13 protein-coding genes and 2 pseudogenes are annotated in these 11,953 nt (G+C 68.2%); 12 read left to right on the forward strand and 3 right to left on the reverse strand.

Annotation, left to right across the window (positions count from 1 at the left end):
* Positions 1-39 precede the first annotated feature (39 nt).
* The 7 genes and pseudogenes from rpsF to ACHZD8_RS01805 form a co-directional block, all read left to right on the forward strand.
* Positions 40-402, forward strand: a pseudogene (gene rpsF / locus ACHZD8_RS01775) (30S ribosomal protein S6); the annotation flags it as partial.
* 110 nt (positions 403-512) lie between these two features.
* The gene (locus ACHZD8_RS01780; protein ID WP_394768398.1) at positions 513-1,034 is read left to right on the forward strand and encodes a single-stranded DNA-binding protein; all 522 of its coding nucleotides are present in this window, start codon (positions 513-515) and stop codon (positions 1,032-1,034) included.
* A gap of 54 nt (positions 1,035-1,088) precedes the next feature.
* The gene (gene rpsR, locus ACHZD8_RS01785) at positions 1,089-1,352 is read left to right on the forward strand and encodes a 30S ribosomal protein S18 (protein WP_147784281.1); all 264 of its coding nucleotides are present in this window, start codon (positions 1,089-1,091) and stop codon (positions 1,350-1,352) included.
* 11 nt (positions 1,353-1,363) lie between these two features.
* The gene (gene rplI / locus ACHZD8_RS01790) at positions 1,364-1,816 is read left to right on the forward strand and encodes a 50S ribosomal protein L9 (protein ID WP_394768399.1); all 453 of its coding nucleotides are present in this window, start codon (positions 1,364-1,366) and stop codon (positions 1,814-1,816) included.
* A gap of 509 nt (positions 1,817-2,325) precedes the next feature.
* Positions 2,326-3,684: a replicative DNA helicase gene (gene dnaB, locus ACHZD8_RS01795; RefSeq protein ID WP_394768400.1), complete on the forward strand. Its 1,359-nt coding sequence runs from the start codon at positions 2,326-2,328 to the stop codon at positions 3,682-3,684.
* Between the two features lie 74 nt (positions 3,685-3,758).
* A complete protein-coding gene (locus ACHZD8_RS01800) occupies positions 3,759-4,418 on the forward strand; it encodes a hypothetical protein (protein ID WP_394768401.1) in 660 nt (219 codons plus the stop codon).
* The gene (locus ACHZD8_RS01805; RefSeq protein WP_394768402.1) at positions 4,415-4,654 is read left to right on the forward strand and encodes a hypothetical protein; all 240 of its coding nucleotides are present in this window, start codon (positions 4,415-4,417) and stop codon (positions 4,652-4,654) included. Before ACHZD8_RS01800 ends, ACHZD8_RS01805 begins: the two co-directional genes overlap by 4 nt.
* Positions 4,655-5,144: 490 nt before the next feature.
* Here ACHZD8_RS01805 and purB read toward each other — a convergent pair whose 3' ends face one another.
* Together purB and ACHZD8_RS01815 are read right to left on the reverse strand one after the other, a co-directional pair.
* Complete coding sequence (gene purB, locus ACHZD8_RS01810) at positions 5,145-6,530, reverse strand: adenylosuccinate lyase (protein WP_394768403.1); 1,386 nt, start codon at positions 6,528-6,530, stop codon at positions 5,145-5,147.
* Positions 6,527-7,051: a low molecular weight protein-tyrosine-phosphatase gene (locus tag ACHZD8_RS01815; protein WP_394768404.1), complete on the reverse strand. Its 525-nt coding sequence runs from the start codon at positions 7,049-7,051 to the stop codon at positions 6,527-6,529. The genes purB and ACHZD8_RS01815 overlap by 4 nt, the downstream gene beginning before the upstream one ends.
* A gap of 222 nt (positions 7,052-7,273) precedes the next feature.
* On the opposite strand from ACHZD8_RS01815, the gene ACHZD8_RS01820 reads away from it, so the two are divergent.
* Positions 7,274-7,549, forward strand: coding sequence for a hypothetical protein (locus tag ACHZD8_RS01820; protein ID WP_394768405.1), 276 nt, complete (start codon positions 7,274-7,276; stop codon positions 7,547-7,549).
* The gene (locus tag ACHZD8_RS01825) at positions 7,539-8,954 is read left to right on the forward strand and encodes a hypothetical protein (RefSeq protein ID WP_394768406.1); all 1,416 of its coding nucleotides are present in this window, start codon (positions 7,539-7,541) and stop codon (positions 8,952-8,954) included. Before ACHZD8_RS01820 ends, ACHZD8_RS01825 begins: the two co-directional genes overlap by 11 nt.
* A gap of 13 nt (positions 8,955-8,967) precedes the next feature.
* Here the strand turns inward: ACHZD8_RS01825 and ACHZD8_RS01830 are convergent, their stop codons facing one another.
* Positions 8,968-9,369 (reverse strand): phage holin family protein, encoded by a 402-nt coding sequence (locus ACHZD8_RS01830; protein WP_394768407.1) that lies wholly within the window; start codon positions 9,367-9,369, stop codon positions 8,968-8,970.
* A gap of 71 nt (positions 9,370-9,440) precedes the next feature.
* Between ACHZD8_RS01830 and ACHZD8_RS01835 the strand changes: the two genes are divergently transcribed.
* The 3 genes and pseudogenes from ACHZD8_RS01835 to ACHZD8_RS01845 all read left to right on the forward strand — a co-directional run.
* Complete coding sequence (locus ACHZD8_RS01835; RefSeq protein ID WP_394768408.1) at positions 9,441-10,547, forward strand: histidinol-phosphate transaminase; 1,107 nt, start codon at positions 9,441-9,443, stop codon at positions 10,545-10,547.
* 88 nt (positions 10,548-10,635) lie between these two features.
* Entirely contained in the window at positions 10,636-11,733 is a 1,098-nt protein-coding gene (locus tag ACHZD8_RS01840; protein ID WP_394768409.1) for a thiamine pyrophosphate-dependent dehydrogenase E1 component subunit alpha, read from the forward strand.
* Positions 11,730-11,953 (forward strand): annotated as a pseudogene (locus ACHZD8_RS01845) (alpha-ketoacid dehydrogenase subunit beta); the annotation flags it as partial. The gene ACHZD8_RS01840 and the pseudogene ACHZD8_RS01845, both read left to right, overlap by 4 nt.

Consider the following 11,953-nt stretch of genomic DNA (forward strand, 5'->3'; position numbering starts at 1 on the left):
CGTCTGTGGCCGTTCTAGTCCAAAGGAGGTGGGTTAGTTATGCATCAGTACGAACTAATGGTAATTCTCGATCCAGAGATCGATGAGCGCACCGTGGCCCCGAGCCTCGATAAGTTCCTCAACGTCATCCGTAACGATGGTGGAACCATCGACAAGGTTGATGTCTGGGGCCGTCGTCGCCTTGCTTACGAAATCAACAAGAAGACCGAGGGCATCTACGCGGTCGTCGCGTTGACCGCCAACCCGGACGCGACCGTCGAGCTCGACCGCCAGCTGAAGCTCAGCGAAGCGGTCATGCGCACCAAGGTGCTCCGCGCCGAGGAAGCGATCGCCCAGGTCGCCGAGGCCGCCAAGCTCTCCGCAGAGAAGGCCGCCCGCAAGGCTGCCGCCCCCGCGAAGGCCGGCGCCGCAGCAGGAACCGCCGCCAAGTCGGCCGAGGTCGCGTCCGCGACTCCCGCCGCCCCGGCTGCGCCTGCCGCCCCCGCCGCTGCCGCGACGAGCGCCGAGTAGCCATGGCCGGCGAAACCGTAATCACCGTGGTGGGTAACCTCACCAGCGATCCCGAGCTGCGTTACACGCAGAACGGGCTGGCGGTTGCCAACTTCACCATCGCCTCCACTCCCCGCAGTTTCGACCGGGCGAGCAACGACTGGAAGGACGGCGACGCGCTGTTCCTGCGCGCAAGCGTGTGGCGCGAGTTCGCCGAGCACGTCGCAGGTTCCCTCACCAAGGGATCCCGCGTGGTGGCGACCGGTCGGCTCAAGCAGCGCTCGTACGAGACCAAAGAGGGCGAGAAGCGCACCAGCATCGAGCTCGAGGTCGACGAGATCGGCCCAAGCCTGCGCTACGCAACAGCGCAGGTCACCCGCACGTCGTCCTCTCGCGAGGGCGGCTCCGGTGGCGGTGGCGGCAACTCCGGTGGCGGACGCGGCCAGGTAGCAGACGAGCCGTGGGCGGCATCCGCCCCGAGCGAGCCTGCCGCCGGCGACGTCTGGAACACGCCGGGTAGCTACAGCGACGAGACCCCCTTCTAAACCTCCGGTCCCCTGAGGGGGCCGGATCACACCTTTTTCAGAAAGCAGGAAACCATGGCTGGAAAGAGCAGCGGCGATCGCCGTAAGCCCCTCCGCACGATCAAGGGCGGCAAGAACGCCGCCCCGGCGAAGTCCATTCGCGTCGGTGTCATCGACTACAAGGATGTCGCCACCCTCCGCAAGTTCATCTCCGAGCGCGGAAAGATCCGTGCTCGCCGCATCACCGGTGTCTCCGTACAGGAGCAGCGCCTCATCGCCCGTGCCGTCAAGAACGCGCGCGAGATGGCCCTGCTTCCCTACGCCGGCTCAGGCCGTTAAGGAGCCAGACAATGTCAAAGTTGATTCTCACGCACGAGGTCACCGGCCTCGGTGCACCCGGCGACGTCATCGATGTCAAGAACGGTTACGGCCGTAACTACCTCATCCCCCAGGGCTTCGCCGTCGCGTGGACCCGCGGTGGCGAGAAGCAGGTCGAATCGATCAAGGCGGCGCGCGTAGCCCGCGAGCACGCCACGAACGAGGAAGCCCTCGACCTCAAGGCCAAGCTCGAGGCGACGACCGTGAAGCTGACCGTCAAGGCCGGCGAGGGCGGGCGCCTCTTCGGCTCGGTCAAGACGACCGACATCGCGGAGGCCGTCGCCGCCGCAGGACTCGGCAGCGTCGACAAGCGCAAGATCGAGATCCCGTCGGCGATCAAGCTGACGGGCCAGCACGAGGCGACAGTCCGCCTCCGTGACGACCTCGTGGCCACCATCACCCTCCAAGTCGTGGCGGCAAAGTAGCACCTCTTTCCCTCGAGGGGGTAGCGGTGGGCGAGAGCCTGCCGCTACCCCCTTTTTGGGGCCAATTTCTCACCGCGGCCACCCCCCTTCTGGGGCTAGTTTCTATCCGCAGCGGTCTCGTTTGTACACAGGATGCAGAAGAAAGTACCAACCCTCAACCGCAACTGTAAACATGTTTCTACACACAGCACGGATTCACTAAAAATGCTGGTCGAGTGGGATATGGCAGCCAAAACTGGCGACTTACTCACAGGACTTTCCACAGGTTGCTCACATCGCCGTCGGCGTTTCGCGCCATTTGCTCACAGGGTTATCCACAGGGGCAGTTTGCTACCGGTGCCATGGGGTTCCTATGGTGTAGCAGGGCCATCGGGGAGGCCCCAAGGAACCACAGGCTGGGCAGGAATTGTCGGTAGCGACCGGTAGAACTGGACCGACACACGAAGTCCTGGTAACCCCGGTTTCCGATCGCCTCTTGGCGCCCGGACAGTGTTTTCGAAAGGTGTGAGATGTCGATCGCCCATTTGGGTCTCGCGGCCGATCAGCGGCAGTCCGAGCGCACTCCACCGCACGACCTGCTCGCCGAGCAGAGCGCCATCGGCGGCATGATGCTGAGCAAGGACGCCACCGCCGACGTGATCGAATCGGTGCGTGCCGTCGACTTCTACATCCCGAAGCACGAGATCATCTTCGACGCGATCCTCTCGCTGTACTCGCACGGCGAGCCGACCGACGCGATCGCCGTCACCGACGAGCTGACCAAGACCGGCGAGCTCACCCGCGCGGGTGGCGCCGAATATCTGCACACGCTCACCGGTCTCGTGCCCACCGCCGCCAACGCGGGCTTCTACGCCACCATCGTGGCGGAGAAGGCCGTGCTGCGACGCCTCGTGGAGGCCGGCACGCGCATCGTGCAGATGGGCTACGCGAGCGAGGGCGAGGTCGTGGACCTCGTCAACAACGCCCAGGCCGAGATCTACGGGGTCACCGGCGGGGTCGAGGCCGAGGACTTCATCCCGCTCACCGTCGCGGTCACGACGGCCATTGACGAAATTGAGGCCGCCAAGGGCCGCGACGGCTCGATGACCGGGGTGCCCACCGGATTCGCCGAGCTCGACGAGTTGACCAACGGTCTGCACGGTGGCCAACTGATCATCGTCGCGGCCAGGCCGGCGCTCGGTAAGTCGACCCTCGCGCTCGACTTCGCGCGCGCGGCATCCATCAAGCACGACATGCCGTCGATCTTCTTCTCGCTCGAGATGGGCCGCTCGGAGATCGCGATGCGCCTGCTCTCCGCCGAGGCCTCGGTTCCGCTGCAGAACATGCGCAAGGGCACGGTCGACACGCGGGACTGGACCACGATCGCCTCCACCCGCGGCCGCATCAACGACGCGCCGCTCTACATCGACGACAGCCCCAACATGACCCTGGTCGAGATCCGGGCCAAGTGCCGCCGGCTCAAGCAGAAGGTCGGCCTCAAGATGGTGATCATCGACTACCTGCAGCTCATGACATCGGGCAAGCGGGTCGAGTCGCGCCAGCAGGAGGTGAGCGAGTTCTCCCGTGCGCTCAAGCTGCTGGCGAAGGAGCTGCAGGTTCCCGTGATCGCGCTCTCCCAGCTCAACCGTGGTCCGGAGCAGCGGGCGGACAAGATGCCGGCCCTGTCCGACCTCCGAGAGAGCGGATCGCTCGAGCAGGACGCGGACATGGTGATCCTCCTGCACCGGGAGAGCGCGTACGAGAAGGACAACCCGCGCGCCGGCGAGGCCGACCTCATCGTGGCGAAGCACCGCAACGGACCCACTCGCACGGTGACTGTCGCCTTCCAGGGCCACTTCTCGCGCTTCCAGGACATGGCGGGAGGGTAGCCGCCGCCTCCCATCGGTTGTCGATGCAGAGGAGCGTAAACTAGCCTCTCCTTGCCCACCGAGAAAGAGGTCACGTGGCGCCCCAGCTGCCCATCGCCGCCCAGCGTGCCGCGTACTGGCCGGTGCCGATCGTTCGCGCAGTTCCTGCCGCGGCTCTCGCCCTCGTCATCACCTTCTCGGCCGACCACTCCGCGCGGTTCGGGCTCGTCACGTTCGGCGTCTTCGGCATCGTTGGCGGCCTGGTCGTCGCGGCGGCGGCGGTGCTGCGGCTCGCCGACTCGGGGGTGCGCCCGTTCTTCATCGCCCAGGGAGCCGTCACGGCCGTGGCCGGACTGCTCGCCCTCCTCGTCAACGGCGGGGGTGTTCAGTACCTCTTCCTCATCCTCACCGTCTTCGCGGCGATCACTGGCTTCCTCGAGCTGTACAGCGGGCTGCGCACGCGGCGTCGGTTCGTCGCCTCCGGCGACTGGGTCACGGCCGGAGCCTTCACGGCCGTGGTCGCGGTGGTCTTCGTGCTGATCCCCCCGGGCTACAGCCAGCGTTTCACCGGTCCGGATGGGGTTGCCCGGGTGCTCGACTCGTCGGTGGTGGTCGTCGGCCTGCTCGGTGCATACGCCGCGATCCTCGCCGTGTACCTTCTGATCGCCGGCCTCTCCGCCAAGTGGGGAACGCAGTCGGCGCCAGAGGCAGAACAAGCCAAGCCGTCACCGGCGGAAAGAGAGACCTCGGCGTGACAACTCCCAGCCGTCAGGACCGCCTGAAGCCGCTCGAATTCATCGTGCTCTCCGCGATCGTCTCCGGGTTCATCGGCCTGGTCGTGCTCCTGAGCACTCGGCAGCCGGTGCTCTCCCTCGTCTTCTTCGGCGTCGCCTTCATCGTGACGCTCGTGACGATCGCCATGCTGTCGCTCGCCGTGAAGCCCGACGAGGCCGAGAAGATCGACCTCGGCGAGCAGGACAAGGGCCACTAGCCGGGCACCGGGGCATGCCGCGGCTCGGCGGTGCCGCGGCTCAGGCCTCGGCTGGGCTCTGGCTCTGGGCTCTCGGCTACCGCGCACCCTGTCGCCGCGCATAACTCCGGCTATTCGGGTGCGGGTGGTGCTCGTGCCCCCGGGAATCCGGGGCGGAGGCCGCGAGCCGGCCAAAACTGCCGGAGTTACGCGCAATCGGTGGTGGGGAGCCGCGGCGGGCGAACGCGGCGCGGGTGGCCGGGCTGTACCGAACGCGGCGCGGGGGGCCGGGCTGTACCGAGCGCGGCTGCGCATAACTCCGGCTATTCGGGTGCGGGTGGTGCTGCTGCCCCCGGGAATCCGGGGCCGAGGCCGGGAGCCGCCCAAAACTGCCGGAGTTATGCGCAAGCAGAAGTGGCGCGGGAGTTCCGCGGTCACGGGGGCGCCGCGGGCACGGCGCCGCGCGCGGGCGCGACGGAAGCGCCGCGGCTACGCCGGGCCTACGCCGGGGCTACTCCGCGGCGTAGTCGACGAGCTCGCTCGCGAGCCCCGCGTAGCCCGCCGGGGTGAGGGCGGCGAGGCGCACCTTGGCGTCCTCACCGATGTCGAGGGCGTTCACGAAGTCCCGCAACTCCTGCGCGCCGACTCGGCGCCCGCGGGTGAGTTCTTTGAGCATGGCGTACGGGTCGGCGATCGAACTGCGCCCCGCGGTGACCTCGGCGCGGATCACGGTCTGGATCGCCTCCCCGAGGATCTCCCAGTTGCCGTCCAGGTCCTCGGCCAGACGCTCGTGGTTCACGGCGATCTCGCCGAGCCCGCGCAGGATGTTGTCGAGGGCGAGAACGGAGTGGCCGATCGCGACACCGACGTTCCGCTGGGTGGTGGAATCGGTGAGGTCGCGCTGCAGCCGGGAGGTGACGAGGGTCGCCGCGAGGGAGTCGAGCAGGGCGCTGGAGAGCTCGAGGTTCGCCTCCGCGTTCTCGAACCGGATCGGGTTGATCTTGTGCGGCATCGTGGAGGAGCCGGTCGTGCCGGCCTGCGGTATCTGCGTGAAGTAGCCCATCGAGATGTAGGTCCAGATGTCGGTGCAGAGGTTGTGCAGCACACGGTTGGTGTGGCTGATGCGCTGGTACAGTTCGGCCTGCCAGTCGTGAGGCTCGATCTGGGTGGTGAGCGGATTCCAGCTGAGCCCGAGCGAGGTGACGAACTCCCGGGAGATGGCCGGCCAGTCCTGGGTCGGGTCGGCGGCGACGTGCGCCGCGAAGGTGCCCGTGGCTCCACTGAACTTGCCGAGGTACTCCGTGGACTCCACCTGGGCCACGATGCGGCGCAGGCGGCCGACGAACACGGCGAACTCCTTGCCGACCGTGGTCGGCGTCGCCGGCTGGCCGTGCGTGTGCGCGAGCATCGGAACGGACCGGTGCTCGTCGGCGCGCACGTACAGGGCGTTGGTCAGGAGGTGGATCCTCGGCAGCCAGACATCGCGCACCGCGGCGTGGATGGTGAGGGCATAGGACAGGTTGTTCACGTCTTCGCTCGTGCAGGCGAAGTGGGTGAGTTCCTCGACGTCCGTGAGCCCGAGCGCGACCAGACGGCGGCGCACGTAGTACTCGACCGCCTTCACGTCGTGCCGCGTGGTCGCCTCGAGCTCGGCGAGTTCGTCGATGTCGTCCTGCCCGAAGTCGGCGACGACCTGGCGCAGCGCCCTCGCCTGTTCGGCCTCGAGGCGCTTCGACCCGAAGAGCTCGCGATCGGTGAGGTAGAGCAGCCACTCGACCTCGACGAGCACGCGGGCGCGGTTGAGCCCGGCCTCGGAGAGGTGCTCACCGAGACCCGCCACGGCGGCCTTGTAGCGTCCGTCGAGCGGGCTCAGTGGTTGTTCTGGCAGTGGATTCATGGGGTTCCCCGTCGGATTCCTGGTTCGATTTGGCGAAAGAGCGCCAAGCTTGATCGTTCGATCATCCCGAGCACGTTGTCGAACATCGCGGCATCGGAGTAGTACGGATCGGGAACATCCACCTGAGCGGCCTGTTCGCTGTCGAAACTGAGCAGCATCTGCACCTTGCCGCGGTCCTGTTCGGTCGTGGCCCAGGCCCGGAGGATGCGCTCCTGGCTGCGGTCGAAGACGACCACGAGGTCGAGGTTCTCGAACCAGTCCGGGTCGAACTGCTTCGCGCGGTGCAGGGAGCCGTCGTAGCCGTGGGCCTCGAGGGCGGCGATCGTGCGGGCGTCCGAGTGCTCGCCGACGTGCCAGTCGCCGGTGCCGGCGGACATCACGGTGATGGCGCCGACGTATCCCGACTTGCGGATCAGGTCGCGGAAAACGACCTCGGCCATGGGCGAACGGCAGATGTTGCCCGTGCAGACGAAACAGATCCTGAAGAGCGCCGACTCGTCGAGGGTGCGGTCGAAGCTCATGGCTTCATTCTCCCGCAGTTTGAGTGTGCGTCCAGCGCGGTGCGCGACCCGGCCGCCGACGGCCCTGAAGTCGACGGCCCTGATGGCGACGCTCTGATGCCCGCGTTCCCGATCCGCTCCCGCACAGTCTCGCGTGGCGCGGCGCCCACTCCCGGGATCGGGGTCACACAGTCGGGGTCGCACCGCCCGCAGCGATCATGGCTGGGTCGGGAGGAGTCGCGGATGTCGGAGTCCGTTGTCGGCGCGGGAGGTCGGCTTGTTCACGCGCTCGAGCAGCAGCTCGTGGCGCTCGAGCGCGTCGCGCAGGTGATCGCGGTCGCGAGGACGAGTCTCCCCGCGGCTCGGCAGAGTGGATTCTGGCGCGGGCAGGCGCACGCCCACTACGTGGCTGCCGTTGACGCGGCGGCGACGCATCTCGAGCTCGCCGAGCGGCAGCTCGGCACCGCCGCGACGCACACCCGGCGAGCGATCGCGAGCCTGGCCGGCCGTGTCGGGTGACCTGGTCATCGGCGGTGGCGGGTCCACCGCGGTCGCCACCGCAGAGCTCTTCGCCCAGGCCAGGGACCTGGCGGCCATCGGAGTGCGCCTGCACGAGTGTCTCGGCGAACTCGGGGTGATCGACCGCGGGGTGACGGGCGGGATGCTGCGCGCGGCGGACGCCCCGCTCAGCGCGGCGACGGCGGAGCGCGACATCCAGGGCGCGATGGCCACGATCGGCGCGACCCGGTCGAGGCTCGAACAGCTGAGCGCGGCTCTCGAGCTGTCGGCCGAGAGGTATGGCGAGACGGAGGGCGCCCTCGGCAGGCTCGCGCAGCAGGTCGCCGCCGGCGCCGGCTACCTCTTCGGCCTCGCCCTGCCCACCATCGCCCTCCTGCTCCTGCCGGCAGCGGTGGGCATCGCCGGCGGTGCGGCTTCCGGATATGCCCTGCTCTCTCCGGACGCGCGCCGGGCCCTGGGAGGCGCGCTGCCCGTGTGGTTCAGGAGGAACAGCGAGGCGCTCTCCAGCCCGGGTGTCGTGGAGGCGGTACGGCTGTCGGTGATGAGCGCAGACGACGTGGGCGCCGGGGCGCTCAGGCTGCCGCCCGACCTCGCCCGTCTCATCGGGGACGAGGGCCTGGGTCTGGTCGGACTCGGCACGTCCGCCTCCGTCGCGGCGGGGGCCGCCGGTCGATTCGGCGCGCTGCGGGAGACCGGAGTCTCGGTCAGGCAAGCGCCGCCCGTGCCGACATCCCCCGCGGAGACGTTCGCGGAGCGGGCGGCACGCATCCCGGAGGGCGACGCGCAGGTGCGCATCGACCGCTACCGTTCGGCGGGTGTGGCCGACCGGTTCGAGGTGTACATCGGCGGCACCCGGGACTTCTCGGCCGCGGCCGGTACGGAGCCGTGGGACATGACGAGCAACGTCGCGGGCATCGCCGGCCAGGATGCCGGCTCCTCCCGCGCGGTGCGGGAGGCGATGGCGGCGGCCGGGGTGTCCGCCGACTCGCCCGTGGTGTTCACCGGGTACTCGCAGGGCGGGCTCGTGGCGGCCCAGCTCGCGGCATCCGGTGATTACAACACCGATGGACTCTTCACGCTCGGCGCCCCGGCGGCGCAGGTGGCGGTGCCCACGAGCGTGCCCTGGCTCGCCGTCGAGCACACCGACGACGTCGTGCCGGCGCTGGGCGGCACCTGGGCGTCGGCCGACCAGGTGCTCGCCAGGCGGGAACTCTTCGCCGGCACCCCGGTCGACACGAGCGTGGCCTTTCCCGCCCACCAGCTCTCCGCCTACCGTCAGACGGCGGCGCTCGTGGACGCCTCGAGCGAGGCCAGGGTGGAGCGCACCCTCGGCGCGCTCAACTCGGCCGAGAGCGGGTCGACCGTCGAGTCCACGCTTTACACGGCGACCCGCGTGGGGCCCTGACTCGCGCGGCGGTCTAGCGGCGGTCGGTTCCCACGAGAGGACGGAGGATGATGCCGATGAGCCAGCTGATCAGCGCGAGGACGAGGGCGCCGACGACGCCCCACCAGAAGCCGTCCACGTGCAGGCCGAAGCCGATGAGCGACGAGATCCAGCTGACGAGAAGGAGCAGAAGCGAATTGACGACGAGCGCGATGAGGCCGAGGGTGAGGATGTAGATCGGGAACGCCACGATGCGGATGAAGTTGCCGATCACGCCGTTGACGATCCCGAAAATGATTGCGACGAGAAGGTAGGTGAGCACCCAGGCCAGCGTGTCGGCCGGTGCGAACGGCACCACCTTGACCCCGGACACGATGAGGGTGGTCAGCCACAGGGCGACGGCGTTGATCAGGAGGCGCACGATGAGTCTCGTCATTCCTCAACTATGCCCGTGCGAGGGGCGCGGGTGCAATCGGCTCGCGCATCGCGGCGACATAGGCTTGGACGGTGAATAGCCAGGAGACGCCCGCGGTGAAGCTGCGGCCCGAGATAGTCGCGCTCGCCGCGTACAAGCAGGGCAAGCCCGCGCGGGCGGACGCCTTCAAGCTCTCGTCCAACGAGAATCCGTTCGACCCGATTCCCGGAGTGCTCGAGGCGATCGCGACGGCGGGTGACGTGAACCGCTACCCGGAGGCGTCCGGTATTGCCGTGCGCGAACAGATTGCCGCGCGATTCGGCGTGGGGCCCGAACGGGTTCACCTGGGTGCCGGCTCGGTGGCGCTGCTCGCCCAGCTCATCCAGGCGGCGGCGACCGTGGGCGACGAGGTCGTCTACGCCTGGCGTTCGTTCGAGGCCTACCCGGGGCTCGTTGCCGTCTCCGGTGCCGCGAGCGTGCGAGTGCCCGTGCTGGCCGACGGCAGGCACGATCTGCCCGCGATGCTCCGCGCGGTCACCGACCGCACCCGGGTCATGATCGTCTGCTCTCCCAACAACCCGACTGGATCGATAGTCACGGCGCGCGAATTCGAGGAGTTCATGGAGGGGATGCCGGCCGACATCCTGGTCATTCTCGACGAGGCATATGTCGAGTTCGTGACGGACGCGAGCTCGGTGGACGGCAGGTCCATCGCCGACCGATACCCCAACGTCGTGATCCTGCGCACCTTCTCGAAGGCGTATGGCCTGGCGGGGCTGCGCCTCGGCTACGCGGTGGGCGCAGAGCACATCCTCGACGCCGCCCGCAGCACCGCGATTCCCCTCTCTGTCACCGAGCAGGCCAAGGCCGCCGGGCTCGCCTCCCTCGTGCACGAGGATCTGCTGCTTGAGCGGGTGGCGCGAATTGCCGTGCTGCGCGACCAGGTCTGGCGGGCTCTCATCGACCAAGGCTGGAGCGTGCCGAGGCCGCACGGCAACTTCGTCTGGCTCGCCACCGGGGACTCCACCGAACACGCCGCCGGTGTGTTCGAGAGTCACGGAATCGTGGTTCGCGCGCTGCTTCCGGATGGCCTGCGGGTGACGATCGGCGAGCCCGCTTCTGTGGACAAACTCCTAAGGGCATCGGCGGAGGTTGTTCGCAACCTACCAAGTCCGCACAGCGGGGCCGCGCTAGATTAGAAGCTCGGTGTCGCCGTGCGGCGCCGAAAATCCCCCCAGGCGCTTGCCGAAATACGACTGCGAGGTCACAGTGGCAGAATCCGCACAAATGGTGCAGCTCCTCTCAACCGAGGGAACCCTCACCACGGGTGACGCCGCCGCCGAGTACCTTCCCTTCATCGAGGCCCTGACCGACGAACAGCTTCAGCAGTTCCATCGCGACATGGTGATCACCCGGCGGTTCGACGTCGAGGCCACCAACCTGCAGCGCCAGGGCCAGCTCGCCCTGTGGCCGCCGAGCCACGGCCAGGAGGCCGCCCAGGTCGGGTCGGCCCGGGCCGCCCGTGCGCAGGATCACCTCTTTCCCTCCTACCGCGAGCATTCGATCGCGATGATCCGCGGACTCGACATCATCGAGATCGTGCGGGTCATGCGCGGAGTGACGAATGGCGGCTGGGACCCGCTCGCCAACGGCAACTTCCACCTCTACACACTCGTGCTCGGATCGCAGAGCCTGCACGCCACCGGCTATGCCATGGGGATGACCCTCGACGGCACCACCGGCACCGGGCATCCGGACACCGACGAGGCCGTCATGGTCTACTTCGGGGACGGCGCGACGAGCCAGGGCGACGTGAGCGAGGCGCTCGTCTTCGCGGCGAGCTTCCAGACGCCCGAGGTCTTCTTCCTGCAGAACAATCAGTGGGCGATCTCGGTTCCGGTGAGCGTGCAGTCTCGCGTGCCGCTGTACCTCCGCTCGGAGGGTTTCGGGGTTCCCGGCATCCAGATCGATGGCAACGACGTGCTGGCGAGCTACGCGGTCACTCGCAAGAACCTCGAGGAGGCGCGGGCCGGTGGAGGTCCGCGGATGATCGAGGCCCTCACCTACCGCATCGGCGCCCACACCACGAGCGACGACCCGAGCAAGTACCGACTCGATGACGAGGTCTCGTCCTGGATTGCCCGGGATCCCATCGACCGCTACGAGAAATACCTGCGCAATCGCGGCGAGAGCGAGGCGTTCTTCTCTGCGGTCGCGACCGAGGCCGAGGACTTCGCCGCCGATCTTCGCCGACGCACGCTCGAGCTGGTCGTGCCGAGTACCGACCTGATCTTCGACAACGTGTACTCGGAGCCGCACCCCGTGATGGATGCCCAGAAGAGCTGGCTCGCCGACTACGAGGCCTCGTTCGGAGGGGACTCGTGAGCGACACCAGCCAGGAACTTCCCCTCGTGAAGGCCCTCAACGCGGGTCTTCGCAAGGCCCTCGGCGACGACCCCAAGGTGCTGCTGATGGGCGAGGACATCGGCCCGCTCGGCGGCGTCTTCCGGGTCACCGAGGGGCTGCAGGCCGACTTCGGCAAGAACCGGGTGTTCGACACCCCGCTCGCGGAGTCCGGGATCGTCGGCACGGCCATCGGCCTCGC

It is taken from the genome of Lacisediminihabitans sp. (genome assembly GCF_043726815.1).
In the GTDB taxonomy this organism is placed as follows: domain Bacteria; phylum Actinomycetota; class Actinomycetes; order Actinomycetales; family Microbacteriaceae; genus Lacisediminihabitans.